This window comes from Acinetobacter sp. ANC 7912 (assembly GCF_039862785.1).
GTDB lineage: Bacteria > Pseudomonadota > Gammaproteobacteria > Pseudomonadales > Moraxellaceae > Acinetobacter > Acinetobacter thermotolerans.
Genome location: NZ_CP156795.1, coordinates 1,509,104 through 1,535,074 on the forward strand (window position 1 = coordinate 1,509,104; position 25,971 = coordinate 1,535,074).

The 25,971-nt window shown below is 37.1% G+C and carries 28 protein-coding genes; 21 read left to right on the forward strand and 7 right to left on the reverse strand.

Annotation, left to right across the window (positions count from 1 at the left end; all coding sequences use genetic code 11):
* Positions 1 to 1,374: a zonular occludens toxin domain-containing protein gene (locus tag ABEF84_RS07530; protein ID WP_347473871.1), complete on the forward strand. Its 1,374-nt coding sequence runs from the start codon at positions 1 to 3 to the stop codon at positions 1,372 to 1,374.
* A gap of 685 nt (positions 1,375 to 2,059) precedes the next feature.
* Here the strand turns inward: ABEF84_RS07530 and ABEF84_RS07535 are convergent.
* Positions 2,060 to 2,254, reverse strand: coding sequence for a hypothetical protein (locus tag ABEF84_RS07535; RefSeq protein WP_247166053.1), 195 nt, complete (start codon positions 2,252 to 2,254; stop codon positions 2,060 to 2,062).
* A gap of 125 nt (positions 2,255 to 2,379) precedes the next feature.
* Between ABEF84_RS07535 and ABEF84_RS07540 the strand changes: the two genes are divergently transcribed.
* The 6 genes from ABEF84_RS07540 to ABEF84_RS07565 all read left to right on the forward strand — a co-directional run bounded on the left by ABEF84_RS07540 (position 2,380) and on the right by ABEF84_RS07565 (position 7,749).
* On the forward strand, positions 2,380 to 3,603 hold the full coding sequence (locus ABEF84_RS07540; RefSeq protein WP_347473867.1) for a phage/plasmid replication protein, II/X family: 1,224 nt from the start codon (positions 2,380 to 2,382) through the stop codon (positions 3,601 to 3,603).
* A 13-nt stretch (positions 3,604 to 3,616) separates the two neighbouring features.
* Positions 3,617 to 3,907 (forward strand): hypothetical protein, encoded by a 291-nt coding sequence (locus ABEF84_RS07545; RefSeq protein ID WP_347473868.1) that lies wholly within the window; start codon positions 3,617 to 3,619, stop codon positions 3,905 to 3,907.
* A gap of 476 nt (positions 3,908 to 4,383) precedes the next feature.
* A complete protein-coding gene (locus ABEF84_RS07550) occupies positions 4,384 to 4,662 on the forward strand; it encodes a hypothetical protein (protein ID WP_347473869.1) in 279 nt (92 codons plus the stop codon).
* Positions 4,663 to 4,794: 132 nt separating this feature from the next.
* Positions 4,795 to 6,105 (forward strand): virulence factor TspB C-terminal domain-related protein, encoded by a 1,311-nt coding sequence (locus tag ABEF84_RS07555; RefSeq protein WP_347473870.1) that lies wholly within the window; start codon positions 4,795 to 4,797, stop codon positions 6,103 to 6,105.
* Entirely contained in the window at positions 6,102 to 6,374 is a 273-nt protein-coding gene (locus ABEF84_RS07560; protein ID WP_151725911.1) for a DUF2523 family protein, read from the forward strand. Before ABEF84_RS07555 ends, ABEF84_RS07560 begins: the two co-directional genes overlap by 4 nt.
* 1 nt (position 6,375) lies before the next feature.
* Positions 6,376 to 7,749 carry a zonular occludens toxin domain-containing protein gene (locus ABEF84_RS07565; RefSeq protein WP_347473871.1) on the forward strand — a complete coding sequence of 458 codons (1,374 nt, stop codon included), beginning with the start codon at positions 6,376 to 6,378 and terminating at the stop codon, positions 7,747 to 7,749.
* 685 nt (positions 7,750 to 8,434) lie between these two features.
* On the opposite strand, the gene ABEF84_RS07570 is transcribed toward ABEF84_RS07565, so the two are convergent.
* Positions 8,435 to 8,629, reverse strand: a complete 195-nt coding sequence (locus ABEF84_RS07570) for a hypothetical protein (protein ID WP_247166053.1) — start codon at positions 8,627 to 8,629, stop codon at positions 8,435 to 8,437.
* A 125-nt stretch (positions 8,630 to 8,754) separates the two neighbouring features.
* Here ABEF84_RS07570 and ABEF84_RS07575 point away from each other — a divergent pair, with 125 nt between their 5' ends.
* From ABEF84_RS07575 to ABEF84_RS07600, 6 genes are all read left to right on the forward strand, one after another.
* Entirely contained in the window at positions 8,755 to 9,978 is a 1,224-nt protein-coding gene (locus ABEF84_RS07575) for a phage/plasmid replication protein, II/X family (RefSeq protein WP_347473867.1), read from the forward strand.
* A 13-nt stretch (positions 9,979 to 9,991) separates the two neighbouring features.
* On the forward strand, positions 9,992 to 10,282 hold the full coding sequence (locus ABEF84_RS07580) for a hypothetical protein (protein ID WP_347473868.1): 291 nt from the start codon (positions 9,992 to 9,994) through the stop codon (positions 10,280 to 10,282).
* Between the two features lie 476 nt (positions 10,283 to 10,758).
* Complete coding sequence (locus ABEF84_RS07585; RefSeq protein WP_347473869.1) at positions 10,759 to 11,037, forward strand: hypothetical protein; 279 nt, start codon at positions 10,759 to 10,761, stop codon at positions 11,035 to 11,037.
* A 132-nt stretch (positions 11,038 to 11,169) separates the two neighbouring features.
* Complete coding sequence (locus ABEF84_RS07590) at positions 11,170 to 12,480, forward strand: virulence factor TspB C-terminal domain-related protein (RefSeq protein ID WP_347473870.1); 1,311 nt, start codon at positions 11,170 to 11,172, stop codon at positions 12,478 to 12,480.
* Positions 12,477 to 12,749, forward strand: a complete 273-nt coding sequence (locus ABEF84_RS07595) for a DUF2523 family protein (RefSeq protein WP_151725911.1) — start codon at positions 12,477 to 12,479, stop codon at positions 12,747 to 12,749. Before ABEF84_RS07590 ends, ABEF84_RS07595 begins: the two co-directional genes overlap by 4 nt.
* Before the next feature lies 1 nt (position 12,750).
* Positions 12,751 to 14,124 carry a zonular occludens toxin domain-containing protein gene (locus tag ABEF84_RS07600; protein ID WP_347473871.1) on the forward strand — a complete coding sequence of 458 codons (1,374 nt, stop codon included), beginning with the start codon at positions 12,751 to 12,753 and terminating at the stop codon, positions 14,122 to 14,124.
* 685 nt (positions 14,125 to 14,809) lie between these two features.
* Here ABEF84_RS07600 and ABEF84_RS07605 read toward each other — a convergent pair.
* On the reverse strand, positions 14,810 to 15,004 hold the full coding sequence (locus ABEF84_RS07605; protein WP_247166053.1) for a hypothetical protein: 195 nt from the start codon (positions 15,002 to 15,004) through the stop codon (positions 14,810 to 14,812).
* Positions 15,005 to 15,129: 125 nt separating this feature from the next.
* Here ABEF84_RS07605 and ABEF84_RS07610 point away from each other — a divergent pair, with 125 nt between their 5' ends.
* The 6 genes from ABEF84_RS07610 to ABEF84_RS07635 all read left to right on the forward strand — a co-directional run bounded on the left by ABEF84_RS07610 (position 15,130) and on the right by ABEF84_RS07635 (position 20,499).
* Positions 15,130 to 16,353 (forward strand): phage/plasmid replication protein, II/X family, encoded by a 1,224-nt coding sequence (locus tag ABEF84_RS07610; RefSeq protein WP_347473867.1) that lies wholly within the window; start codon positions 15,130 to 15,132, stop codon positions 16,351 to 16,353.
* 13 nt (positions 16,354 to 16,366) lie between these two features.
* On the forward strand, positions 16,367 to 16,657 hold the full coding sequence (locus ABEF84_RS07615; protein ID WP_347473868.1) for a hypothetical protein: 291 nt from the start codon (positions 16,367 to 16,369) through the stop codon (positions 16,655 to 16,657).
* A gap of 476 nt (positions 16,658 to 17,133) precedes the next feature.
* Positions 17,134 to 17,412 carry a hypothetical protein gene (locus ABEF84_RS07620; protein ID WP_347473869.1) on the forward strand — a complete coding sequence of 93 codons (279 nt, stop codon included), beginning with the start codon at positions 17,134 to 17,136 and terminating at the stop codon, positions 17,410 to 17,412.
* 132 nt (positions 17,413 to 17,544) lie between these two features.
* Positions 17,545 to 18,855, forward strand: coding sequence for a virulence factor TspB C-terminal domain-related protein (locus ABEF84_RS07625; RefSeq protein WP_347473870.1), 1,311 nt, complete (start codon positions 17,545 to 17,547; stop codon positions 18,853 to 18,855).
* Positions 18,852 to 19,124, forward strand: coding sequence for a DUF2523 family protein (locus tag ABEF84_RS07630; RefSeq protein ID WP_151725911.1), 273 nt, complete (start codon positions 18,852 to 18,854; stop codon positions 19,122 to 19,124). The genes ABEF84_RS07625 and ABEF84_RS07630 overlap by 4 nt, the downstream gene beginning before the upstream one ends.
* Position 19,125: 1 nt before the next feature.
* Positions 19,126 to 20,499 (forward strand): zonular occludens toxin domain-containing protein, encoded by a 1,374-nt coding sequence (locus tag ABEF84_RS07635; RefSeq protein WP_347473871.1) that lies wholly within the window; start codon positions 19,126 to 19,128, stop codon positions 20,497 to 20,499.
* 685 nt (positions 20,500 to 21,184) lie between these two features.
* Here ABEF84_RS07635 and ABEF84_RS07640 read toward each other — a convergent pair.
* Complete coding sequence (locus ABEF84_RS07640) at positions 21,185 to 21,379, reverse strand: hypothetical protein (RefSeq protein WP_247166053.1); 195 nt, start codon at positions 21,377 to 21,379, stop codon at positions 21,185 to 21,187.
* A 125-nt stretch (positions 21,380 to 21,504) separates the two neighbouring features.
* Between ABEF84_RS07640 and ABEF84_RS07645 the strand changes: the two genes are divergently transcribed.
* A complete protein-coding gene (locus tag ABEF84_RS07645) occupies positions 21,505 to 22,728 on the forward strand; it encodes a phage/plasmid replication protein, II/X family (protein ID WP_347473867.1) in 1,224 nt (407 codons plus the stop codon).
* A gap of 13 nt (positions 22,729 to 22,741) precedes the next feature.
* Positions 22,742 to 23,032 (forward strand): hypothetical protein, encoded by a 291-nt coding sequence (locus ABEF84_RS07650; protein WP_347473868.1) that lies wholly within the window; start codon positions 22,742 to 22,744, stop codon positions 23,030 to 23,032.
* A gap of 238 nt (positions 23,033 to 23,270) precedes the next feature.
* Here ABEF84_RS07650 and ABEF84_RS07655 read toward each other — a convergent pair whose 3' ends face one another.
* From ABEF84_RS07655 to ABEF84_RS07665, 3 genes are all read right to left on the reverse strand, one after another.
* Positions 23,271 to 24,188 carry a LysR family transcriptional regulator gene (locus ABEF84_RS07655; protein ID WP_034588418.1) on the reverse strand — a complete coding sequence of 306 codons (918 nt, stop codon included), beginning with the start codon at positions 24,186 to 24,188 and terminating at the stop codon, positions 23,271 to 23,273.
* Between the two features lie 140 nt (positions 24,189 to 24,328).
* Complete coding sequence (locus ABEF84_RS07660; RefSeq protein WP_034588420.1) at positions 24,329 to 24,823, reverse strand: flavin reductase; 495 nt, start codon at positions 24,821 to 24,823, stop codon at positions 24,329 to 24,331.
* A 99-nt stretch (positions 24,824 to 24,922) separates the two neighbouring features.
* On the reverse strand, positions 24,923 to 25,951 hold the full coding sequence (locus tag ABEF84_RS07665; protein WP_034588422.1) for a methionine synthase: 1,029 nt from the start codon (positions 25,949 to 25,951) through the stop codon (positions 24,923 to 24,925).
* Between the last annotated feature and the right edge of the window lie 20 nt (positions 25,952 to 25,971).

The window sequence follows — 25,971 nt, forward strand, 5'->3', positions numbered from 1 at the left end:
ATGATTCGTTTAGATACAGGAACACCAGGTGCAGGCAAAACGTTAATTAACGTTCGTGATATTGTTCAATTAGAAAAAACTAATCAAAAAAATATCATTCTTAATCCAAAAATATATGAAACTAATTTAAAGCTTATCCAGGATAAAAGTTTATCTGACGAATTTGCTTATTGTGTTCGAAAAGTTGGTCAAGGTGTTGATTTAAAAGATGAAGTTTTTCATTTTGATAATAATTACTTTGATTTTTTAAAATCATCAGAACGTATTGAAGATTATTTTTATCGCTCTATTTTTTATAATGAAATTATTGAACGAGTTAATAAAGAACATAATCTTTCTTTAAATAAAGTCCGACCTGTTAGAACTATCTATACCAATATCGCTGGCTTAGAAATTGATACAGTCCGTCCTATTCCATCAGATGCAGACTGGCGCAAGCTCCCAGATGGCTCTTATGTTGTTTATGATGAAATCCAGAATATTCCTATATTTTCATCTGAAAATAGGGGAGTTGATCCAATTGTTAAAGACTTAACTATTCATCGTCATCGTGGTTTTGACATTGTTGGTATTACTCAATTTCCTGATCTTGTTCGAAAAGAATTTAGGGCTTTAGTTGGTCATCATCGTCATTTGGTCAATTCTTTTGGTCTTAAACGCTCTACACAATATGAATGGTCAACCTGCAAGATTGATCCGAATGCGTTTAAGAATAAGGCAACAGCCGAAATTAAAGATACTTTTGCCTTTCCACCTGATCTTTATAAATATTACCGTTCTTCAACTGCTCATACACATAAGCGTCGATTGCCTTGGCGCTTTATTATGATTTTATCTGCTGTCTTAATTGCTTGTATTTCCTTATTTACCTGTACTTTTTCAAAGGAAAATAACGTAGTTAGACAGATTGCTACAGGTACTCCACATGATTCAGCCAAACCATCAAGCGATAAATCTGATTCTAAGCAATCACCAGCAACAACAGAAACAGGCTCTGAGAAAGTTCAGGGGGAAAATGACAATCCTCTTAATACTTCTAACAATGAATCTACTCTGGATATTGAGCCAGCTTATGACCCTGCCGATCCATTCGGCTATCAGCCTGTTCAGTTCGTTCAGCCTACAAGTATTCGGGTTTTTTCTGGTTGTTTTTGTAGCAAGAAATCATGTAAAGCTTATGACCAGCAGGGAACACAAATTAACGGAATTGATCCAAAACTCTGCAAAGGACTTATGGAAGACAGTTCAAACAGACCATATAACTATTTCAAACAACAGGCCTCAAGCAATCAAACGACTAATTCAGGTCAGCAACCACAATCAGCAGCTCCGCAAACTGAAAACGCTTTACCTGTTCAAGAATCATCTGCTTGATATTAATTAACGAGTGTCTACGAGTGACACGCCACCCATTAAAATTATGATTTTTCTTTCCCTGATTACAAAATCCGGTAAGATGAATCTAATAGGGGCAAATAGAGGGCGTGTTCCGCCCGAACTGACATAATATGGATTTCAAAGGTTTTTTTAAGTGGTGCTTTAAGTTTTTTATAATGCTTTTAATTATTGGCTTTTTGATACGGTTTTTATACTCGATTTTTTAGCCACTGGAGAGATCAATGCTTACCAGGGAGATTGGCATTATGTATCACCTGGGAAGTTATCCTGGGAAAGCATAAAATTTCGTAAGTTATTGATTCTTTGTTCTGATCATTTTTTATTGTTGGCAAAATATTACATTTGACCAGGTGTTATCCTGGTGAAAATCTTATAAGACTGATTTCGTATAATGTAGCCGAAGATTATGTTACTAAGCCCCAGTGAGAAAATAGACCGTCTCACGGGGCTTTTTAACATCAATCTTCATTATACGAACATCTGTCTGCGCATCATGACGAACGCGAGGAGCTTCGACGAGTGTGAGGAGTAGGGCGCTAAGAAAAAGGCACACTACTGTCTAATAGTGTGCCTGACTCTCGAAAGTTTTTTGCAATTCGCTCTATGAGCTATATATAACGGAGCTTTCAGAGTTATCAAGAATGTTTCGCATTTAAGCCAATTATTTAGCTATAACCCTTACTTGTCCACTTGTTGTTAATTCAGTTTCATTTATACATTGTTCTAAAATAATATGTACAAGCTCGCTTTCTTTTATTGGCATTAAATTTCTATTAATCAATAGTTTATTAAGCTCAATACATTTTTTTCTAAGCATTTCTTGCTCTTTATCGTTTAGCCTAACTGTAATTGCCATTTTTTAACCAATCTGTATTCATCTAACATGTTGTCAATACTACTTGTATACATGTAATTTGTGCTTGATATTCATGTGTACATGTATTAAATTTATCTCAATGTAATTTGTATACATGTATAAAAATGCTCGATTTCCTCCGTTTAGCGATTCCAATCATTCCTACGCATGTGCGTAGTTTTGATAATCACCATCAGTTCAATGGTGATATTCGCGATTATGGAGTTCCAGCAGCAACACGCCATGTAAGTAAGACAGATGACGGCCAGACCATAACAGGGGACTTGTATCACCCTTATGAAGCTCTACCAAGTGACTATACAGATATGGCTGTTAAGTTTTATACCAATACTATGAATACAGTACCTTATGTTGAGTTAAAAGCATCTCCACTTAAGCTTTTACAGGGTCACAATGTTTATGGTTTTGAATCTATAGAACTTGGTGCTATGCACATGCTTGGAATGTTTTTTGAAGCATTTCCTAAATTGAGTGCGATTCTTGATAGAGATAAAACAGAAGTTCTTTGTCTTGATACTACTTATCTTTTTAGATTGCCTCATCAGAATATGGTTCAGCCAGTTCTTGACTATATGTCCAATCTTGCATCTGGCCACCGTAAAGCGCGTCAAGTCAAATACGATAATTACATTACTTGGGGTAACGATGGTGCAAGTGTTCGTCCTAAAGCGTATGGCAAATTTGAAGAAGTAAAAGCCCAATTAAATAAGGTTCAGAAACAAGCAGAGAAGGGCTGTATGCGCTCTAAATCACTTGTCATGGCTATGCATGATGCTTTGCCTTTTGCTAATGCTGTTTTACGTCTCGAAGCACGTATTACTAAAACGTATCTAACTAAAAACGGTTATCCGTCTAATTTATTTCAGTTAATTAATTTGCAACATGAACAGCCAGAATTATTGCTACGCCTCTGGCACGTAGCTTTTGACCCGATCTTAGACACAATGAAGGGTAAATATATGAATTTTTCAAGTGATGGCGAAATTTTAGATTTACTCAAATCTAAATTAGTGACTTATACAAAGACTGGTAAAGAAAGTTTTACAAAAGCTAATAACGCTATGAAGTTTTATTCTTTGGTACGTCAGATTGGATTAACTGCAACTAAGGGTTTGTATAGTGAAGCTCAATTTTATAAATGCCTTAATTCATTATTAGATTGCGGTATTTCAAAATCTCACATTCAAAACCTTCATAAGAATCCTAACGGCAAAGTTATTCCGTTTGTCCGTATGTTTGAACTCAAGATGTGCGACCAGCAGCCATCTGACTATCAAATTCCAGTTTCACAATACAGTCCTAAAAAGGGCTTATATCTAGTTGCCTGAGGAGGCTATAACCATGCAAGTTCAATTTAATAAACGCACAATTACACCAATTGCTAACAAGTATCAGGATAAAAAAACAGGTGAAGATAAGCTTTCCCTGAAAACCACTGTGTTAAGTCCTGTTCAATATAGTTTAAAACCTACACCTGGCATGATGCCAGTTGAACAGATCCAAGCAGTCCTTATTGAGTGTGCGGAAAATTATCAAGAAGTAGAAATTGAATTTGTTGAACGTCAAACAAATTATGGTGCAGAGATGCAAATTTTCAGTGTTAAGCCAGTGCTTAAGAAAGTTGGAGCTTAGATATGGATTTCTGTTCAGGGTGTGGCCAATATTTTGTTAATGAACAAGATTTATCTTTTCATGAATGCTTTGCATTTAGAAAGCTTAGCAAAATCAAAGGTTTAAAATACATTATTTCGTATAATGTATAATATGTAAATAAATCAATAGGTTAGGGTAATAATTATAATGTCACAGCTCATTTATAAGTGCAAGAAATGCGGTGCTAAATTCTCTGATCAATTGGTTTATTGCAAGCATTTTTATAACTGTACAAAGAGAATTTAAGAAATGGCAAGCATCTGTGAAATTGTCGAAGAAAGCACAAATGCCTGCCTTAAGTGGGTCGAGTACACGCCAGTAATCGACCAGTTAGCAATCACAAAGGACGATGCACTTTTAATCTTAACACCGATTGCAAGTATCTACGTCCTTTTGATTGGGTGGTCTTTCATTATGCTCATCTACCACCAGAGCAAATAAAAAAGGAGACGATTATGTCTAATTTAAAAAACGTAGAACGTATGGAAGCAACTGTTCAACAGGGTAAAAAAACTTGGTTCCAACGTCATTGTCCTACTTTTGCTGCTGCTGGTGCTGCTGTTGGTTCAATGGTAGTTGCTTCTAGTGCAAATGCTGCTGGTGTTGCTGATCTGTTTACCGAAATTTCAACTGAAATGAGTGGCGTTTCAACTGGCGTTTTGTCAATTCTAACAATCCTTGCAGGTGTAGTTGCGTTGCTTCTTGGTTGGGCTTACGTCAAGAAAGCACGTTAATTACTGCTCGAATCTCCCAGCTTCGGCTGGGATTTTCGTATAAGGGGGAAGTATGGAAAACGCATCTATTTTTTATTGGTTATTAGTCATCGTTCCTTGGGTTGCTTTACATGGTATTTGGAGAGTAATCAGATGAAAAAGTTTTTAACTGTACTTCTTACATTTACTCTTTATTTCAATTTATTTACTACGGCTCATGCTGCCAATGTTGGCGGTTGGACTTTGGGCGGTGGTGTTGCTCAAGGTGCTTCTACTGTTTATGAAGGTACAAAAAGAGTTGTTATTGATGGCGTTGATTACATAAAAAAAGGCACTGCAAAAATTACTCCCCCTGCAAGCGGTGTTGCTAAAGTCCTCGCTCGTGGTGCTGCTGGTTATGCTCTTTCCGTTGCTGTTGAACAGTTGTTAGGCTCTGTTGATTGGGTTCTCGATCCTGAAAATAATGCAATTAAATATTTTCCTGAAGTAAGTGATTGTCAATCTTCAGGCTGTCCACATGCTCAAAAAGTTTTTACTGTTTATGGCGATGATAGACAAAGATATCTTTTTGATTCTCTAACTACTGCATGTGCTTTTGTTGCAACTCAAAGCAATCAAAGGGACTATACCTTAATCAGTACCAATATGGCTAATGCCGAAAATGGTAATTGTTATTTTCATTCTAAGCGTTATCCCGATCTGCGTAACTGGGATTTGAATTATCAAATTCCTTATGTTTCAAATCCTGCTTACAATCCCAATGCAGAACGTGAGGAAAAATCTATTCCTCTAGAAACTGTTGCTCAACAAGTAATTTCAAATGCTGAAAGTGGTGATGCTTCTGCACAAGTTGCTACTACTGCCGCTGCTGCTGATATTGTTGCCGAAGCTGAAAAAGATGATGCAAAAGCTCGTCCTATCGTTCAACAGTTAGAAGCATCTGCACAAACAAAGCCTGCTGATGAAGCTGCTGCTGAAAAAGCCAATGAAGCTACTGGAGAAGCAAAACCTAATACAGCTAATCCTGAAGCAACCGATTTATCAATTGAATTTCCTGTTTTTTGTGGTTGGGCACCTTTGGTCTGTGAAGCTGCTCAAGTTGTTATCTCTTTTCCTCAAACTCTTACAAATTGGTGGGAAACAGGAAAATCAAAGGCCGAAGAATGGGCTACATCAATTTCTGAAGCCTGGACTGCTGTTAAGGATTGGGCTAAGTCAGAACAACAAGATGACACTGAATTAGATATTCCAGAACAAGAACAACCAGATATAGATACTGATATTGCTTTTGGGGGTTCATGTCCTTCCGATCGTGAAGCCGAGGTCAATATGGGCGTCGGTATCATCAAATTACCTATCTCTTATGAGCCAATTTGTACAACTGTTTCTACAGCTAAACCTGTGCTTATTTTTGTCGGTTTTTTTATTGCTGCATTAATTATTGGTGGGGTGAGATCAGAATGAGTTTATCTTCTTTATTACAGGATTTACAAAAGGGCGCTCTTAAAAATATCCTGACTGGTGCTGGTGTTGCTCTTACAACTTCATCAATTTCTTACATTGCTTTTCAACAGGCGGTTAATGCTGTTCAACAACAATCTTACGGTATACCCGGTGATTTGATTGCGATTCTACACTTAGCCGGATTTGATATTTTCTTTTCAACTGTACTTGCTGCAATCGTGACAAGGCTATCACTGAATGCTGGCAACTTGGCATTAAAGAAGATTTAAAATGATTCGTTTAGATACAGGAACACCAGGTGCAGGCAAAACGTTAATTAACGTTCGTGATATTGTTCAATTAGAAAAAACTAATCAAAAAAATATCATTCTTAATCCAAAAATATATGAAACTAATTTAAAGCTTATCCAGGATAAAAGTTTATCTGACGAATTTGCTTATTGTGTTCGAAAAGTTGGTCAAGGTGTTGATTTAAAAGATGAAGTTTTTCATTTTGATAATAATTACTTTGATTTTTTAAAATCATCAGAACGTATTGAAGATTATTTTTATCGCTCTATTTTTTATAATGAAATTATTGAACGAGTTAATAAAGAACATAATCTTTCTTTAAATAAAGTCCGACCTGTTAGAACTATCTATACCAATATCGCTGGCTTAGAAATTGATACAGTCCGTCCTATTCCATCAGATGCAGACTGGCGCAAGCTCCCAGATGGCTCTTATGTTGTTTATGATGAAATCCAGAATATTCCTATATTTTCATCTGAAAATAGGGGAGTTGATCCAATTGTTAAAGACTTAACTATTCATCGTCATCGTGGTTTTGACATTGTTGGTATTACTCAATTTCCTGATCTTGTTCGAAAAGAATTTAGGGCTTTAGTTGGTCATCATCGTCATTTGGTCAATTCTTTTGGTCTTAAACGCTCTACACAATATGAATGGTCAACCTGCAAGATTGATCCGAATGCGTTTAAGAATAAGGCAACAGCCGAAATTAAAGATACTTTTGCCTTTCCACCTGATCTTTATAAATATTACCGTTCTTCAACTGCTCATACACATAAGCGTCGATTGCCTTGGCGCTTTATTATGATTTTATCTGCTGTCTTAATTGCTTGTATTTCCTTATTTACCTGTACTTTTTCAAAGGAAAATAACGTAGTTAGACAGATTGCTACAGGTACTCCACATGATTCAGCCAAACCATCAAGCGATAAATCTGATTCTAAGCAATCACCAGCAACAACAGAAACAGGCTCTGAGAAAGTTCAGGGGGAAAATGACAATCCTCTTAATACTTCTAACAATGAATCTACTCTGGATATTGAGCCAGCTTATGACCCTGCCGATCCATTCGGCTATCAGCCTGTTCAGTTCGTTCAGCCTACAAGTATTCGGGTTTTTTCTGGTTGTTTTTGTAGCAAGAAATCATGTAAAGCTTATGACCAGCAGGGAACACAAATTAACGGAATTGATCCAAAACTCTGCAAAGGACTTATGGAAGACAGTTCAAACAGACCATATAACTATTTCAAACAACAGGCCTCAAGCAATCAAACGACTAATTCAGGTCAGCAACCACAATCAGCAGCTCCGCAAACTGAAAACGCTTTACCTGTTCAAGAATCATCTGCTTGATATTAATTAACGAGTGTCTACGAGTGACACGCCACCCATTAAAATTATGATTTTTCTTTCCCTGATTACAAAATCCGGTAAGATGAATCTAATAGGGGCAAATAGAGGGCGTGTTCCGCCCGAACTGACATAATATGGATTTCAAAGGTTTTTTTAAGTGGTGCTTTAAGTTTTTTATAATGCTTTTAATTATTGGCTTTTTGATACGGTTTTTATACTCGATTTTTTAGCCACTGGAGAGATCAATGCTTACCAGGGAGATTGGCATTATGTATCACCTGGGAAGTTATCCTGGGAAAGCATAAAATTTCGTAAGTTATTGATTCTTTGTTCTGATCATTTTTTATTGTTGGCAAAATATTACATTTGACCAGGTGTTATCCTGGTGAAAATCTTATAAGACTGATTTCGTATAATGTAGCCGAAGATTATGTTACTAAGCCCCAGTGAGAAAATAGACCGTCTCACGGGGCTTTTTAACATCAATCTTCATTATACGAACATCTGTCTGCGCATCATGACGAACGCGAGGAGCTTCGACGAGTGTGAGGAGTAGGGCGCTAAGAAAAAGGCACACTACTGTCTAATAGTGTGCCTGACTCTCGAAAGTTTTTTGCAATTCGCTCTATGAGCTATATATAACGGAGCTTTCAGAGTTATCAAGAATGTTTCGCATTTAAGCCAATTATTTAGCTATAACCCTTACTTGTCCACTTGTTGTTAATTCAGTTTCATTTATACATTGTTCTAAAATAATATGTACAAGCTCGCTTTCTTTTATTGGCATTAAATTTCTATTAATCAATAGTTTATTAAGCTCAATACATTTTTTTCTAAGCATTTCTTGCTCTTTATCGTTTAGCCTAACTGTAATTGCCATTTTTTAACCAATCTGTATTCATCTAACATGTTGTCAATACTACTTGTATACATGTAATTTGTGCTTGATATTCATGTGTACATGTATTAAATTTATCTCAATGTAATTTGTATACATGTATAAAAATGCTCGATTTCCTCCGTTTAGCGATTCCAATCATTCCTACGCATGTGCGTAGTTTTGATAATCACCATCAGTTCAATGGTGATATTCGCGATTATGGAGTTCCAGCAGCAACACGCCATGTAAGTAAGACAGATGACGGCCAGACCATAACAGGGGACTTGTATCACCCTTATGAAGCTCTACCAAGTGACTATACAGATATGGCTGTTAAGTTTTATACCAATACTATGAATACAGTACCTTATGTTGAGTTAAAAGCATCTCCACTTAAGCTTTTACAGGGTCACAATGTTTATGGTTTTGAATCTATAGAACTTGGTGCTATGCACATGCTTGGAATGTTTTTTGAAGCATTTCCTAAATTGAGTGCGATTCTTGATAGAGATAAAACAGAAGTTCTTTGTCTTGATACTACTTATCTTTTTAGATTGCCTCATCAGAATATGGTTCAGCCAGTTCTTGACTATATGTCCAATCTTGCATCTGGCCACCGTAAAGCGCGTCAAGTCAAATACGATAATTACATTACTTGGGGTAACGATGGTGCAAGTGTTCGTCCTAAAGCGTATGGCAAATTTGAAGAAGTAAAAGCCCAATTAAATAAGGTTCAGAAACAAGCAGAGAAGGGCTGTATGCGCTCTAAATCACTTGTCATGGCTATGCATGATGCTTTGCCTTTTGCTAATGCTGTTTTACGTCTCGAAGCACGTATTACTAAAACGTATCTAACTAAAAACGGTTATCCGTCTAATTTATTTCAGTTAATTAATTTGCAACATGAACAGCCAGAATTATTGCTACGCCTCTGGCACGTAGCTTTTGACCCGATCTTAGACACAATGAAGGGTAAATATATGAATTTTTCAAGTGATGGCGAAATTTTAGATTTACTCAAATCTAAATTAGTGACTTATACAAAGACTGGTAAAGAAAGTTTTACAAAAGCTAATAACGCTATGAAGTTTTATTCTTTGGTACGTCAGATTGGATTAACTGCAACTAAGGGTTTGTATAGTGAAGCTCAATTTTATAAATGCCTTAATTCATTATTAGATTGCGGTATTTCAAAATCTCACATTCAAAACCTTCATAAGAATCCTAACGGCAAAGTTATTCCGTTTGTCCGTATGTTTGAACTCAAGATGTGCGACCAGCAGCCATCTGACTATCAAATTCCAGTTTCACAATACAGTCCTAAAAAGGGCTTATATCTAGTTGCCTGAGGAGGCTATAACCATGCAAGTTCAATTTAATAAACGCACAATTACACCAATTGCTAACAAGTATCAGGATAAAAAAACAGGTGAAGATAAGCTTTCCCTGAAAACCACTGTGTTAAGTCCTGTTCAATATAGTTTAAAACCTACACCTGGCATGATGCCAGTTGAACAGATCCAAGCAGTCCTTATTGAGTGTGCGGAAAATTATCAAGAAGTAGAAATTGAATTTGTTGAACGTCAAACAAATTATGGTGCAGAGATGCAAATTTTCAGTGTTAAGCCAGTGCTTAAGAAAGTTGGAGCTTAGATATGGATTTCTGTTCAGGGTGTGGCCAATATTTTGTTAATGAACAAGATTTATCTTTTCATGAATGCTTTGCATTTAGAAAGCTTAGCAAAATCAAAGGTTTAAAATACATTATTTCGTATAATGTATAATATGTAAATAAATCAATAGGTTAGGGTAATAATTATAATGTCACAGCTCATTTATAAGTGCAAGAAATGCGGTGCTAAATTCTCTGATCAATTGGTTTATTGCAAGCATTTTTATAACTGTACAAAGAGAATTTAAGAAATGGCAAGCATCTGTGAAATTGTCGAAGAAAGCACAAATGCCTGCCTTAAGTGGGTCGAGTACACGCCAGTAATCGACCAGTTAGCAATCACAAAGGACGATGCACTTTTAATCTTAACACCGATTGCAAGTATCTACGTCCTTTTGATTGGGTGGTCTTTCATTATGCTCATCTACCACCAGAGCAAATAAAAAAGGAGACGATTATGTCTAATTTAAAAAACGTAGAACGTATGGAAGCAACTGTTCAACAGGGTAAAAAAACTTGGTTCCAACGTCATTGTCCTACTTTTGCTGCTGCTGGTGCTGCTGTTGGTTCAATGGTAGTTGCTTCTAGTGCAAATGCTGCTGGTGTTGCTGATCTGTTTACCGAAATTTCAACTGAAATGAGTGGCGTTTCAACTGGCGTTTTGTCAATTCTAACAATCCTTGCAGGTGTAGTTGCGTTGCTTCTTGGTTGGGCTTACGTCAAGAAAGCACGTTAATTACTGCTCGAATCTCCCAGCTTCGGCTGGGATTTTCGTATAAGGGGGAAGTATGGAAAACGCATCTATTTTTTATTGGTTATTAGTCATCGTTCCTTGGGTTGCTTTACATGGTATTTGGAGAGTAATCAGATGAAAAAGTTTTTAACTGTACTTCTTACATTTACTCTTTATTTCAATTTATTTACTACGGCTCATGCTGCCAATGTTGGCGGTTGGACTTTGGGCGGTGGTGTTGCTCAAGGTGCTTCTACTGTTTATGAAGGTACAAAAAGAGTTGTTATTGATGGCGTTGATTACATAAAAAAAGGCACTGCAAAAATTACTCCCCCTGCAAGCGGTGTTGCTAAAGTCCTCGCTCGTGGTGCTGCTGGTTATGCTCTTTCCGTTGCTGTTGAACAGTTGTTAGGCTCTGTTGATTGGGTTCTCGATCCTGAAAATAATGCAATTAAATATTTTCCTGAAGTAAGTGATTGTCAATCTTCAGGCTGTCCACATGCTCAAAAAGTTTTTACTGTTTATGGCGATGATAGACAAAGATATCTTTTTGATTCTCTAACTACTGCATGTGCTTTTGTTGCAACTCAAAGCAATCAAAGGGACTATACCTTAATCAGTACCAATATGGCTAATGCCGAAAATGGTAATTGTTATTTTCATTCTAAGCGTTATCCCGATCTGCGTAACTGGGATTTGAATTATCAAATTCCTTATGTTTCAAATCCTGCTTACAATCCCAATGCAGAACGTGAGGAAAAATCTATTCCTCTAGAAACTGTTGCTCAACAAGTAATTTCAAATGCTGAAAGTGGTGATGCTTCTGCACAAGTTGCTACTACTGCCGCTGCTGCTGATATTGTTGCCGAAGCTGAAAAAGATGATGCAAAAGCTCGTCCTATCGTTCAACAGTTAGAAGCATCTGCACAAACAAAGCCTGCTGATGAAGCTGCTGCTGAAAAAGCCAATGAAGCTACTGGAGAAGCAAAACCTAATACAGCTAATCCTGAAGCAACCGATTTATCAATTGAATTTCCTGTTTTTTGTGGTTGGGCACCTTTGGTCTGTGAAGCTGCTCAAGTTGTTATCTCTTTTCCTCAAACTCTTACAAATTGGTGGGAAACAGGAAAATCAAAGGCCGAAGAATGGGCTACATCAATTTCTGAAGCCTGGACTGCTGTTAAGGATTGGGCTAAGTCAGAACAACAAGATGACACTGAATTAGATATTCCAGAACAAGAACAACCAGATATAGATACTGATATTGCTTTTGGGGGTTCATGTCCTTCCGATCGTGAAGCCGAGGTCAATATGGGCGTCGGTATCATCAAATTACCTATCTCTTATGAGCCAATTTGTACAACTGTTTCTACAGCTAAACCTGTGCTTATTTTTGTCGGTTTTTTTATTGCTGCATTAATTATTGGTGGGGTGAGATCAGAATGAGTTTATCTTCTTTATTACAGGATTTACAAAAGGGCGCTCTTAAAAATATCCTGACTGGTGCTGGTGTTGCTCTTACAACTTCATCAATTTCTTACATTGCTTTTCAACAGGCGGTTAATGCTGTTCAACAACAATCTTACGGTATACCCGGTGATTTGATTGCGATTCTACACTTAGCCGGATTTGATATTTTCTTTTCAACTGTACTTGCTGCAATCGTGACAAGGCTATCACTGAATGCTGGCAACTTGGCATTAAAGAAGATTTAAAATGATTCGTTTAGATACAGGAACACCAGGTGCAGGCAAAACGTTAATTAACGTTCGTGATATTGTTCAATTAGAAAAAACTAATCAAAAAAATATCATTCTTAATCCAAAAATATATGAAACTAATTTAAAGCTTATCCAGGATAAAAGTTTATCTGACGAATTTGCTTATTGTGTTCGAAAAGTTGGTCAAGGTGTTGATTTAAAAGATGAAGTTTTTCATTTTGATAATAATTACTTTGATTTTTTAAAATCATCAGAACGTATTGAAGATTATTTTTATCGCTCTATTTTTTATAATGAAATTATTGAACGAGTTAATAAAGAACATAATCTTTCTTTAAATAAAGTCCGACCTGTTAGAACTATCTATACCAATATCGCTGGCTTAGAAATTGATACAGTCCGTCCTATTCCATCAGATGCAGACTGGCGCAAGCTCCCAGATGGCTCTTATGTTGTTTATGATGAAATCCAGAATATTCCTATATTTTCATCTGAAAATAGGGGAGTTGATCCAATTGTTAAAGACTTAACTATTCATCGTCATCGTGGTTTTGACATTGTTGGTATTACTCAATTTCCTGATCTTGTTCGAAAAGAATTTAGGGCTTTAGTTGGTCATCATCGTCATTTGGTCAATTCTTTTGGTCTTAAACGCTCTACACAATATGAATGGTCAACCTGCAAGATTGATCCGAATGCGTTTAAGAATAAGGCAACAGCCGAAATTAAAGATACTTTTGCCTTTCCACCTGATCTTTATAAATATTACCGTTCTTCAACTGCTCATACACATAAGCGTCGATTGCCTTGGCGCTTTATTATGATTTTATCTGCTGTCTTAATTGCTTGTATTTCCTTATTTACCTGTACTTTTTCAAAGGAAAATAACGTAGTTAGACAGATTGCTACAGGTACTCCACATGATTCAGCCAAACCATCAAGCGATAAATCTGATTCTAAGCAATCACCAGCAACAACAGAAACAGGCTCTGAGAAAGTTCAGGGGGAAAATGACAATCCTCTTAATACTTCTAACAATGAATCTACTCTGGATATTGAGCCAGCTTATGACCCTGCCGATCCATTCGGCTATCAGCCTGTTCAGTTCGTTCAGCCTACAAGTATTCGGGTTTTTTCTGGTTGTTTTTGTAGCAAGAAATCATGTAAAGCTTATGACCAGCAGGGAACACAAATTAACGGAATTGATCCAAAACTCTGCAAAGGACTTATGGAAGACAGTTCAAACAGACCATATAACTATTTCAAACAACAGGCCTCAAGCAATCAAACGACTAATTCAGGTCAGCAACCACAATCAGCAGCTCCGCAAACTGAAAACGCTTTACCTGTTCAAGAATCATCTGCTTGATATTAATTAACGAGTGTCTACGAGTGACACGCCACCCATTAAAATTATGATTTTTCTTTCCCTGATTACAAAATCCGGTAAGATGAATCTAATAGGGGCAAATAGAGGGCGTGTTCCGCCCGAACTGACATAATATGGATTTCAAAGGTTTTTTTAAGTGGTGCTTTAAGTTTTTTATAATGCTTTTAATTATTGGCTTTTTGATACGGTTTTTATACTCGATTTTTTAGCCACTGGAGAGATCAATGCTTACCAGGGAGATTGGCATTATGTATCACCTGGGAAGTTATCCTGGGAAAGCATAAAATTTCGTAAGTTATTGATTCTTTGTTCTGATCATTTTTTATTGTTGGCAAAATATTACATTTGACCAGGTGTTATCCTGGTGAAAATCTTATAAGACTGATTTCGTATAATGTAGCCGAAGATTATGTTACTAAGCCCCAGTGAGAAAATAGACCGTCTCACGGGGCTTTTTAACATCAATCTTCATTATACGAACATCTGTCTGCGCATCATGACGAACGCGAGGAGCTTCGACGAGTGTGAGGAGTAGGGCGCTAAGAAAAAGGCACACTACTGTCTAATAGTGTGCCTGACTCTCGAAAGTTTTTTGCAATTCGCTCTATGAGCTATATATAACGGAGCTTTCAGAGTTATCAAGAATGTTTCGCATTTAAGCCAATTATTTAGCTATAACCCTTACTTGTCCACTTGTTGTTAATTCAGTTTCATTTATACATTGTTCTAAAATAATATGTACAAGCTCGCTTTCTTTTATTGGCATTAAATTTCTATTAATCAATAGTTTATTAAGCTCAATACATTTTTTTCTAAGCATTTCTTGCTCTTTATCGTTTAGCCTAACTGTAATTGCCATTTTTTAACCAATCTGTATTCATCTAACATGTTGTCAATACTACTTGTATACATGTAATTTGTGCTTGATATTCATGTGTACATGTATTAAATTTATCTCAATGTAATTTGTATACATGTATAAAAATGCTCGATTTCCTCCGTTTAGCGATTCCAATCATTCCTACGCATGTGCGTAGTTTTGATAATCACCATCAGTTCAATGGTGATATTCGCGATTATGGAGTTCCAGCAGCAACACGCCATGTAAGTAAGACAGATGACGGCCAGACCATAACAGGGGACTTGTATCACCCTTATGAAGCTCTACCAAGTGACTATACAGATATGGCTGTTAAGTTTTATACCAATACTATGAATACAGTACCTTATGTTGAGTTAAAAGCATCTCCACTTAAGCTTTTACAGGGTCACAATGTTTATGGTTTTGAATCTATAGAACTTGGTGCTATGCACATGCTTGGAATGTTTTTTGAAGCATTTCCTAAATTGAGTGCGATTCTTGATAGAGATAAAACAGAAGTTCTTTGTCTTGATACTACTTATCTTTTTAGATTGCCTCATCAGAATATGGTTCAGCCAGTTCTTGACTATATGTCCAATCTTGCATCTGGCCACCGTAAAGCGCGTCAAGTCAAATACGATAATTACATTACTTGGGGTAACGATGGTGCAAGTGTTCGTCCTAAAGCGTATGGCAAATTTGAAGAAGTAAAAGCCCAATTAAATAAGGTTCAGAAACAAGCAGAGAAGGGCTGTATGCGCTCTAAATCACTTGTCATGGCTATGCATGATGCTTTGCCTTTTGCTAATGCTGTTTTACGTCTCGAAGCACGTATTACTAAAACGTATCTAACTAAAAACGGTTATCCGTCTAATTTATTTCAGTTAATTAATTTGCAACATGAACAGCCAGAATTATTGCTACGCCTCTGGCACGTAGCTTTTGACCCGATCTTAGACACAATGAAGGGTAAATATATGAATTTTTCAAGTGATGGCGAAATTTTAGATTTACTCAAATCTAAATTAGTGACTTATACAAAGACTGGTAAAGAAAGTTTTACAAAAGCTAATAACGCTATGAAGTTTTATTCTTTGGTACGTCAGATTGGATTAACTGCAACTAAGGGTTTGTATAGTGAAGCTCAATTTTATAAATGCCTTAATTCATTATTAGATTGCGGTATTTCAAAATCTCACATTCAAAACCTTCATAAGAATCCTAACGGCAAAGTTATTCCGTTTGTCCGTATGTTTGAACTCAAGATGTGCGACCAGCAGCCATCTGACTATCAAATTCCAGTTTCACAATACAGTCCTAAAAAGGGCTTATATCTAGTTGCCTGAGGAGGCTATAACCATGCAAGTTCAATTTAATAAACGCACAATTACACCAATTGCTAACAAGTATCAGGATAAAAAAACAGGTGAAGATAAGCTTTCCCTGAAAACCACTGTGTTAAGTCCTGTTCAATATAGTTTAAAACCTACACCTGGCATGATGCCAGTTGAACAGATCCAAGCAGTCCTTATTGAGTGTGCGGAAAATTATCAAGAAGTAGAAATTGAATTTGTTGAACGTCAAACAAATTATGGTGCAGAGATGCAAATTTTCAGTGTTAAGCCAGTGCTTAAGAAAGTTGGAGCTTAGATATGGATTTCTGTTCAGGGTGTGGCCAATATTTTGTTAATGAACAAGATTTATCTTTTCATGAATGCTTTGCATTTAGAAAGCTTAGCAAAATCAAAGGTTTAAAATACATTATTTCGTATAATGTATAATATGTAAATAAATCAATAGGTTAGGGTAATAATTATAATGTCACAGCTCATTTATAAGTGCAAGAAATGCGGTGCTAAATTCTCTGATCAATTGGTTTATTGCAAGCATTTTTATAACTGTACAAAGAGAATTTAAGAAATGGCAAGCATCTGTGAAATTGTCGAAGAAAGCACAAATGCCTGCCTTAAGTGGGTCGAGTACACGCCAGTAATCGACCAGTTAGCAATCACAAAGGACGATGCACTTTTAATCTTAACACCGATTGCAAGTATCTACGTCCTTTTGATTGGGTGGTCTTTCATTATGCTCATCTACCACCAGAGCAAATAAAAAAGGAGACGATTATGTCTAATTTAAAAAACGTAGAACGTATGGAAGCAACTGTTCAACAGGGTAAAAAAACTTGGTTCCAACGTCATTGTCCTACTTTTGCTGCTGCTGGTGCTGCTGTTGGTTCAATGGTAGTTGCTTCTAGTGCAAATGCTGCTGGTGTTGCTGATCTGTTTACCGAAATTTCAACTGAAATGAGTGGCGTTTCAACTGGCGTTTTGTCAATTCTAACAATCCTTGCAGGTGTAGTTGCGTTGCTTCTTGGTTGGGCTTACGTCAAGAAAGCACGTTAATTACTGCTCGAATCTCCCAGCTTCGGCTGGGATTTTCGTATAAGGGGGAAGTATGGAAAACGCATCTATTTTTTATTGGTTATTAGTCATCGTTCCTTGGGTTGCTTTACATGGTATTTGGAGAGTAATCAGATGAAAAAGTTTTTAACTGTACTTCTTACATTTACTCTTTATTTCAATTTATTTACTACGGCTCATGCTGCCAATGTTGGCGGTTGGACTTTGGGCGGTGGTGTTGCTCAAGGTGCTTCTACTGTTTATGAAGGTACAAAAAGAGTTGTTATTGATGGCGTTGATTACATAAAAAAAGGCACTGCAAAAATTACTCCCCCTGCAAGCGGTGTTGCTAAAGTCCTCGCTCGTGGTGCTGCTGGTTATGCTCTTTCCGTTGCTGTTGAACAGTTGTTAGGCTCTGTTGATTGGGTTCTCGATCCTGAAAATAATGCAATTAAATATTTTCCTGAAGTAAGTGATTGTCAATCTTCAGGCTGTCCACATGCTCAAAAAGTTTTTACTGTTTATGGCGATGATAGACAAAGATATCTTTTTGATTCTCTAACTACTGCATGTGCTTTTGTTGCAACTCAAAGCAATCAAAGGGACTATACCTTAATCAGTACCAATATGGCTAATGCCGAAAATGGTAATTGTTATTTTCATTCTAAGCGTTATCCCGATCTGCGTAACTGGGATTTGAATTATCAAATTCCTTATGTTTCAAATCCTGCTTACAATCCCAATGCAGAACGTGAGGAAAAATCTATTCCTCTAGAAACTGTTGCTCAACAAGTAATTTCAAATGCTGAAAGTGGTGATGCTTCTGCACAAGTTGCTACTACTGCCGCTGCTGCTGATATTGTTGCCGAAGCTGAAAAAGATGATGCAAAAGCTCGTCCTATCGTTCAACAGTTAGAAGCATCTGCACAAACAAAGCCTGCTGATGAAGCTGCTGCTGAAAAAGCCAATGAAGCTACTGGAGAAGCAAAACCTAATACAGCTAATCCTGAAGCAACCGATTTATCAATTGAATTTCCTGTTTTTTGTGGTTGGGCACCTTTGGTCTGTGAAGCTGCTCAAGTTGTTATCTCTTTTCCTCAAACTCTTACAAATTGGTGGGAAACAGGAAAATCAAAGGCCGAAGAATGGGCTACATCAATTTCTGAAGCCTGGACTGCTGTTAAGGATTGGGCTAAGTCAGAACAACAAGATGACACTGAATTAGATATTCCAGAACAAGAACAACCAGATATAGATACTGATATTGCTTTTGGGGGTTCATGTCCTTCCGATCGTGAAGCCGAGGTCAATATGGGCGTCGGTATCATCAAATTACCTATCTCTTATGAGCCAATTTGTACAACTGTTTCTACAGCTAAACCTGTGCTTATTTTTGTCGGTTTTTTTATTGCTGCATTAATTATTGGTGGGGTGAGATCAGAATGAGTTTATCTTCTTTATTACAGGATTTACAAAAGGGCGCTCTTAAAAATATCCTGACTGGTGCTGGTGTTGCTCTTACAACTTCATCAATTTCTTACATTGCTTTTCAACAGGCGGTTAATGCTGTTCAACAACAATCTTACGGTATACCCGGTGATTTGATTGCGATTCTACACTTAGCCGGATTTGATATTTTCTTTTCAACTGTACTTGCTGCAATCGTGACAAGGCTATCACTGAATGCTGGCAACTTGGCATTAAAGAAGATTTAAAATGATTCGTTTAGATACAGGAACACCAGGTGCAGGCAAAACGTTAATTAACGTTCGTGATATTGTTCAATTAGAAAAAACTAATCAAAAAAATATCATTCTTAATCCAAAAATATATGAAACTAATTTAAAGCTTATCCAGGATAAAAGTTTATCTGACGAATTTGCTTATTGTGTTCGAAAAGTTGGTCAAGGTGTTGATTTAAAAGATGAAGTTTTTCATTTTGATAATAATTACTTTGATTTTTTAAAATCATCAGAACGTATTGAAGATTATTTTTATCGCTCTATTTTTTATAATGAAATTATTGAACGAGTTAATAAAGAACATAATCTTTCTTTAAATAAAGTCCGACCTGTTAGAACTATCTATACCAATATCGCTGGCTTAGAAATTGATACAGTCCGTCCTATTCCATCAGATGCAGACTGGCGCAAGCTCCCAGATGGCTCTTATGTTGTTTATGATGAAATCCAGAATATTCCTATATTTTCATCTGAAAATAGGGGAGTTGATCCAATTGTTAAAGACTTAACTATTCATCGTCATCGTGGTTTTGACATTGTTGGTATTACTCAATTTCCTGATCTTGTTCGAAAAGAATTTAGGGCTTTAGTTGGTCATCATCGTCATTTGGTCAATTCTTTTGGTCTTAAACGCTCTACACAATATGAATGGTCAACCTGCAAGATTGATCCGAATGCGTTTAAGAATAAGGCAACAGCCGAAATTAAAGATACTTTTGCCTTTCCACCTGATCTTTATAAATATTACCGTTCTTCAACTGCTCATACACATAAGCGTCGATTGCCTTGGCGCTTTATTATGATTTTATCTGCTGTCTTAATTGCTTGTATTTCCTTATTTACCTGTACTTTTTCAAAGGAAAATAACGTAGTTAGACAGATTGCTACAGGTACTCCACATGATTCAGCCAAACCATCAAGCGATAAATCTGATTCTAAGCAATCACCAGCAACAACAGAAACAGGCTCTGAGAAAGTTCAGGGGGAAAATGACAATCCTCTTAATACTTCTAACAATGAATCTACTCTGGATATTGAGCCAGCTTATGACCCTGCCGATCCATTCGGCTATCAGCCTGTTCAGTTCGTTCAGCCTACAAGTATTCGGGTTTTTTCTGGTTGTTTTTGTAGCAAGAAATCATGTAAAGCTTATGACCAGCAGGGAACACAAATTAACGGAATTGATCCAAAACTCTGCAAAGGACTTATGGAAGACAGTTCAAACAGACCATATAACTATTTCAAACAACAGGCCTCAAGCAATCAAACGACTAATTCAGGTCAGCAACCACAATCAGCAGCTCCGCAAACTGAAAACGCTTTACCTGTTCAAGAATCATCTGCTTGATATTAATTAACGAGTGTCTACGAGTGACACGCCACCCATTAAAATTATGATTTTTCTTTCCCTGATTACAAAATCCGGTAAGATGAATCTAATAGGGGCAAATAGAGGGCGTGTTCCGCCCGAACTGACATAATATGGATTTCAAAGGTTTTTTTAAGTGGTGCTTTAAGTTTTTTATAATGCTTTTAATTATTGGCTTTTTGATACGGTTTTTATACTCGATTTTTTAGCCACTGGAGAGATCAATGCTTACCAGGGAGATTGGCATTATGTATCACCTGGGAAGTTATCCTGGGAAAGCATAAAATTTCGTAAGTTATTGATTCTTTGTTCTGATCATTTTTTATTGTTGGCAAAATATTACATTTGACCAGGTGTTATCCTGGTGAAAATCTTATAAGACTGATTTCGTATAATGTAGCCGAAGATTATGTTACTAAGCCCCAGTGAGAAAATAGACCGTCTCACGGGGCTTTTTAACATCAATCTTCATTATACGAACATCTGTCTGCGCATCATGACGAACGCGAGGAGCTTCGACGAGTGTGAGGAGTAGGGCGCTAAGAAAAAGGCACACTACTGTCTAATAGTGTGCCTGACTCTCGAAAGTTTTTTGCAATTCGCTCTATGAGCTATATATAACGGAGCTTTCAGAGTTATCAAGAATGTTTCGCATTTAAGCCAATTATTTAGCTATAACCCTTACTTGTCCACTTGTTGTTAATTCAGTTTCATTTATACATTGTTCTAAAATAATATGTACAAGCTCGCTTTCTTTTATTGGCATTAAATTTCTATTAATCAATAGTTTATTAAGCTCAATACATTTTTTTCTAAGCATTTCTTGCTCTTTATCGTTTAGCCTAACTGTAATTGCCATTTTTTAACCAATCTGTATTCATCTAACATGTTGTCAATACTACTTGTATACATGTAATTTGTGCTTGATATTCATGTGTACATGTATTAAATTTATCTCAATGTAATTTGTATACATGTATAAAAATGCTCGATTTCCTCCGTTTAGCGATTCCAATCATTCCTACGCATGTGCGTAGTTTTGATAATCACCATCAGTTCAATGGTGATATTCGCGATTATGGAGTTCCAGCAGCAACACGCCATGTAAGTAAGACAGATGACGGCCAGACCATAACAGGGGACTTGTATCACCCTTATGAAGCTCTACCAAGTGACTATACAGATATGGCTGTTAAGTTTTATACCAATACTATGAATACAGTACCTTATGTTGAGTTAAAAGCATCTCCACTTAAGCTTTTACAGGGTCACAATGTTTATGGTTTTGAATCTATAGAACTTGGTGCTATGCACATGCTTGGAATGTTTTTTGAAGCATTTCCTAAATTGAGTGCGATTCTTGATAGAGATAAAACAGAAGTTCTTTGTCTTGATACTACTTATCTTTTTAGATTGCCTCATCAGAATATGGTTCAGCCAGTTCTTGACTATATGTCCAATCTTGCATCTGGCCACCGTAAAGCGCGTCAAGTCAAATACGATAATTACATTACTTGGGGTAACGATGGTGCAAGTGTTCGTCCTAAAGCGTATGGCAAATTTGAAGAAGTAAAAGCCCAATTAAATAAGGTTCAGAAACAAGCAGAGAAGGGCTGTATGCGCTCTAAATCACTTGTCATGGCTATGCATGATGCTTTGCCTTTTGCTAATGCTGTTTTACGTCTCGAAGCACGTATTACTAAAACGTATCTAACTAAAAACGGTTATCCGTCTAATTTATTTCAGTTAATTAATTTGCAACATGAACAGCCAGAATTATTGCTACGCCTCTGGCACGTAGCTTTTGACCCGATCTTAGACACAATGAAGGGTAAATATATGAATTTTTCAAGTGATGGCGAAATTTTAGATTTACTCAAATCTAAATTAGTGACTTATACAAAGACTGGTAAAGAAAGTTTTACAAAAGCTAATAACGCTATGAAGTTTTATTCTTTGGTACGTCAGATTGGATTAACTGCAACTAAGGGTTTGTATAGTGAAGCTCAATTTTATAAATGCCTTAATTCATTATTAGATTGCGGTATTTCAAAATCTCACATTCAAAACCTTCATAAGAATCCTAACGGCAAAGTTATTCCGTTTGTCCGTATGTTTGAACTCAAGATGTGCGACCAGCAGCCATCTGACTATCAAATTCCAGTTTCACAATACAGTCCTAAAAAGGGCTTATATCTAGTTGCCTGAGGAGGCTATAACCATGCAAGTTCAATTTAATAAACGCACAATTACACCAATTGCTAACAAGTATCAGGATAAAAAAACAGGTGAAGATAAGCTTTCCCTGAAAACCACTGTGTTAAGTCCTGTTCAATATAGTTTAAAACCTACACCTGGCATGATGCCAGTTGAACAGATCCAAGCAGTCCTTATTGAGTGTGCGGAAAATTATCAAGAAGTAGAAATTGAATTTGTTGAACGTCAAACAAATTATGGTGCAGAGATGCAAATTTTCAGTGTTAAGCCAGTGCTTAAGAAAGTTGGAGCTTAGATATGGATTTCTGTTCAGGGTGTGGCCAATATTTTGTTAATGAACAAGATTTATCTTTTCATGAATGCTTTGCATTTAGAAAGCTTAGCAAAATCAAAGGTTTAAAATACATTATTTCGTATAATGTATATTATGTTAAATAAAATATTATGAGGTGAACCTACTCTTATGACTTTGATGTTTTACTTGAAACTACAATTTATTTAAAAGATTTATTGTACTTAGATTTTTTTACTAGCTAACTGTAATAATCCATCCTCATCTTAGAAAACCGCTCAAGCTGCTTCAAAAAACCTTCGAAATAGTTTTTTTGCTTTTCTTCAATTCTATAACCCGCATATAAGCTACGGCGCAAACCTTGAGGCGAAACACATTCCAAACGTCGTGACGATACCCATCCTTTCTGTTCATACTCACTTACAACCCAATCTGGTAATGCAGCAATTCCTCGACCACTAGCCACTAGCTGGATCAACATTTGGGTTAAGTCAGTAGTTCGAATTTTCTTAGGCATGATGTTCGCCGGAATAAATAAACATGACATGATATCCAAACGATGCTTATCTACTGGATAAGTGATCAAGGTTTCTTCTGCAAGTTCTTGTACTGTAATCTCTTTGGCACGCACCAACGGATGTGTATTAGATAAAACTAGCCGAGATTCATACTCAAAAATTGGAAAATATTCGATTCCCTTCAGGGCTATTGGATCAGCAGTAATCAGCAGATCAAACTCACCTGTTTGCAAAAGCTCATGTGGATTCGCTTCAAAACCAGAAGCAAAATCTAAATCAACATCGGGATATTGACTACGGTACTGATTCAGAAGTGGCATCAACCAGTCAAAACAACTATGACACTCTGAAGAAAAAATAATGCGTCCTGTTTGTCCATGAACAATACGAGTAATATCGCTTTGTGCTATTTGAACTTGAGGCAAGATTTCATCTGCCAACTTCAATAGGCGTAATCCAACATTTGAAAAACTAACCGGACGAGTCTTACGGTTCACAACTTCCACACCAAACCATTGATCCAACTCACGCAGTTGATGCGATACTGCAGACGGCGTTAAACATAAATCACTTGCTGCCGCGACTAAAGAGCCATGTTCACGTATAGCGCTAAGTGTCTTTAAGTGTCGTAATTCAATCATGAAAGATCCAAACCATTGGGAAAAGCCTTATCTGTCAGAGACAGCATACGGTAATGAAACTTAAAGATGTATAAATCTCAACTTTCATTGATTTGAGTGAATCAAATTCACTCAATATGAATACATATTACTTATGCTTATTAAACTGTTTCGACCTCACCAATCTGATGATAAGCACGGTTAAAATAGACCAGGCTTTCCTCTTGTTGACTTTGTTTGATGGCTAATACACGACATAAGAAAATGCTATGTGTGCCAACATTTTTAATCTCTTCTATCTTGCAATCAAAACTTACCAAAGCATCTTCTAAAATCGGAGCACCTGTTTTGAGTGTGGTCCAACTCCCAAGTTTGAAACGGTCTTCAGAATTGAATTTGCTTGATGCAAATGCATTTGAGAGCTGTTCATGCTGTGTGCTGAGTACATTGACTGATAGCACTTTATTTTCAATAAAATGTGCATGAGAACGAGAGGATTGATTCATACAAACCAGTAATGTTGGTGGTGTATCGGTGACACTACATACCGCAGATGCAGTAAAGCCATGCATCCCTGCTGTACCTTGTGTTGTAATAACATTTACAGCAGTCGTCAATAAAGACATTGCATTTCTAAAGTCAGTTGCTTCAATCATCTCTTTGATCTCAAATGTATATAATTGGCGTGGTGCTTCGAATCAAGCAGAAGCGAATGATGGATGAATCTTTCGCCCCTGCTCTCGTCCCCTTTGGTGTCAAGCACAAAGCTCCTGGCGAACAATGGCAGCTCCTGCACTTAACGCTTCAAGCTTGCCACGTGCCACTTGACGAGACAGCGGTGTCATACCACAGTTGGTTGAAGGATACAGCTTGTCTGCATCGACGAACTGAAGTGCCTTGCGTAAAGTATCGGCCACTTCGTCAGGTGTTTCGATCTGATTAGTTGCGACATCAATGGCACCGACCATCACTTTCTTGCCACGAATCAGTTCAATTAAATCCATCGGTACACGTGAGTTTTGGCACTCTAAGGACACAATATCAATCTTGGATTTTTGCAGTTTAGGGAAAGCTTCTTCGTACTGACGCCATTCTGAACCCAAGGTCTTTTTCCAGTCTGTGTTGGCTTTAATACCATAGCCATAGCAAATGTGAACGGCTGTTTCACATTTCAGACCTTCAAGCGCGCGTTCCAGAGTTGCCACCCCCCAGTCATTCACTTCATCAAAGAACACGTTAAATGCTGGTTCATCGAACTGGATGATGTCTACTCCTGCTGCTTCGAGTTCCAGAGCTTCCTGATTCAGAATCTTGGCAAATTCCCAGGCCAGTTTTTCACGGCTCTTATAGTGACCATCGTACAGTGTATCAATCATCGTCATTGGACCAGGTAATGCCCATTTGATCGGTTGATTGGTTTGGCTACGTAAGAATTTGGCATCCTCAACAAAGACAGGCTGTTTACGAGAAACTTCACCTACAACTGATGGTACGCTGGCATCGTAACGGTTACGGATACGAACGGTTTCACGTTTCTCAAAATCCACACCTTCAAGATGTTCAATAAATGTGGTGACAAAGTGCTGACGGGTTTGTTCACCATCGCTGACAATATCAATGCCTGCTTGACGTTGTTCATGTAAAGATAACTTCAGTGCATCACGTTTCGCCTCTAAAAGTTCTTCACCTTCAAGTTTCCACGCAGACCACAGCTTTTCAGGTTCAGCAAGCCAAGATGGTTTCGGTAAGCTGCCTGCTGTTGAGGTAGGAAGTAAAATTGCCATAACTAATCTTCTTTCTTTAA

Coding starts and splice junctions, on each gene's coding strand:
- ABEF84_RS07530 (WP_347473871.1), top strand. CDS start 1: ATGATTCGTTTAGATACAGGAACACCAGGTGCAGGCAAAACGTTAATT.
- ABEF84_RS07535 (WP_247166053.1), bottom strand. CDS start 2,254: ATGGCAATTACAGTTAGGCTAAACGATAAAGAGCAAGAAATGCTTAGA.
- ABEF84_RS07540 (WP_347473867.1), top strand. CDS start 2,380: ATGCTCGATTTCCTCCGTTTAGCGATTCCAATCATTCCTACGCATGTG.
- ABEF84_RS07545 (WP_347473868.1), top strand. CDS start 3,617: ATGCAAGTTCAATTTAATAAACGCACAATTACACCAATTGCTAACAAG.
- ABEF84_RS07550 (WP_347473869.1), top strand. CDS start 4,384: ATGTCTAATTTAAAAAACGTAGAACGTATGGAAGCAACTGTTCAACAG.
- ABEF84_RS07555 (WP_347473870.1), top strand. CDS start 4,795: ATGAAAAAGTTTTTAACTGTACTTCTTACATTTACTCTTTATTTCAAT.
- ABEF84_RS07560 (WP_151725911.1), top strand. CDS start 6,102: ATGAGTTTATCTTCTTTATTACAGGATTTACAAAAGGGCGCTCTTAAA.
- ABEF84_RS07565 (WP_347473871.1), top strand. CDS start 6,376: ATGATTCGTTTAGATACAGGAACACCAGGTGCAGGCAAAACGTTAATT.
- ABEF84_RS07570 (WP_247166053.1), bottom strand. CDS start 8,629: ATGGCAATTACAGTTAGGCTAAACGATAAAGAGCAAGAAATGCTTAGA.
- ABEF84_RS07575 (WP_347473867.1), top strand. CDS start 8,755: ATGCTCGATTTCCTCCGTTTAGCGATTCCAATCATTCCTACGCATGTG.
- ABEF84_RS07580 (WP_347473868.1), top strand. CDS start 9,992: ATGCAAGTTCAATTTAATAAACGCACAATTACACCAATTGCTAACAAG.
- ABEF84_RS07585 (WP_347473869.1), top strand. CDS start 10,759: ATGTCTAATTTAAAAAACGTAGAACGTATGGAAGCAACTGTTCAACAG.
- ABEF84_RS07590 (WP_347473870.1), top strand. CDS start 11,170: ATGAAAAAGTTTTTAACTGTACTTCTTACATTTACTCTTTATTTCAAT.
- ABEF84_RS07595 (WP_151725911.1), top strand. CDS start 12,477: ATGAGTTTATCTTCTTTATTACAGGATTTACAAAAGGGCGCTCTTAAA.
- ABEF84_RS07600 (WP_347473871.1), top strand. CDS start 12,751: ATGATTCGTTTAGATACAGGAACACCAGGTGCAGGCAAAACGTTAATT.
- ABEF84_RS07605 (WP_247166053.1), bottom strand. CDS start 15,004: ATGGCAATTACAGTTAGGCTAAACGATAAAGAGCAAGAAATGCTTAGA.
- ABEF84_RS07610 (WP_347473867.1), top strand. CDS start 15,130: ATGCTCGATTTCCTCCGTTTAGCGATTCCAATCATTCCTACGCATGTG.
- ABEF84_RS07615 (WP_347473868.1), top strand. CDS start 16,367: ATGCAAGTTCAATTTAATAAACGCACAATTACACCAATTGCTAACAAG.
- ABEF84_RS07620 (WP_347473869.1), top strand. CDS start 17,134: ATGTCTAATTTAAAAAACGTAGAACGTATGGAAGCAACTGTTCAACAG.
- ABEF84_RS07625 (WP_347473870.1), top strand. CDS start 17,545: ATGAAAAAGTTTTTAACTGTACTTCTTACATTTACTCTTTATTTCAAT.
- ABEF84_RS07630 (WP_151725911.1), top strand. CDS start 18,852: ATGAGTTTATCTTCTTTATTACAGGATTTACAAAAGGGCGCTCTTAAA.
- ABEF84_RS07635 (WP_347473871.1), top strand. CDS start 19,126: ATGATTCGTTTAGATACAGGAACACCAGGTGCAGGCAAAACGTTAATT.
- ABEF84_RS07640 (WP_247166053.1), bottom strand. CDS start 21,379: ATGGCAATTACAGTTAGGCTAAACGATAAAGAGCAAGAAATGCTTAGA.
- ABEF84_RS07645 (WP_347473867.1), top strand. CDS start 21,505: ATGCTCGATTTCCTCCGTTTAGCGATTCCAATCATTCCTACGCATGTG.
- ABEF84_RS07650 (WP_347473868.1), top strand. CDS start 22,742: ATGCAAGTTCAATTTAATAAACGCACAATTACACCAATTGCTAACAAG.
- ABEF84_RS07655 (WP_034588418.1), bottom strand. CDS start 24,188: ATGATTGAATTACGACACTTAAAGACACTTAGCGCTATACGTGAACAT.
- ABEF84_RS07660 (WP_034588420.1), bottom strand. CDS start 24,823: ATGATTGAAGCAACTGACTTTAGAAATGCAATGTCTTTATTGACGACT.
- ABEF84_RS07665 (WP_034588422.1), bottom strand. CDS start 25,951: ATGGCAATTTTACTTCCTACCTCAACAGCAGGCAGCTTACCGAAACCA.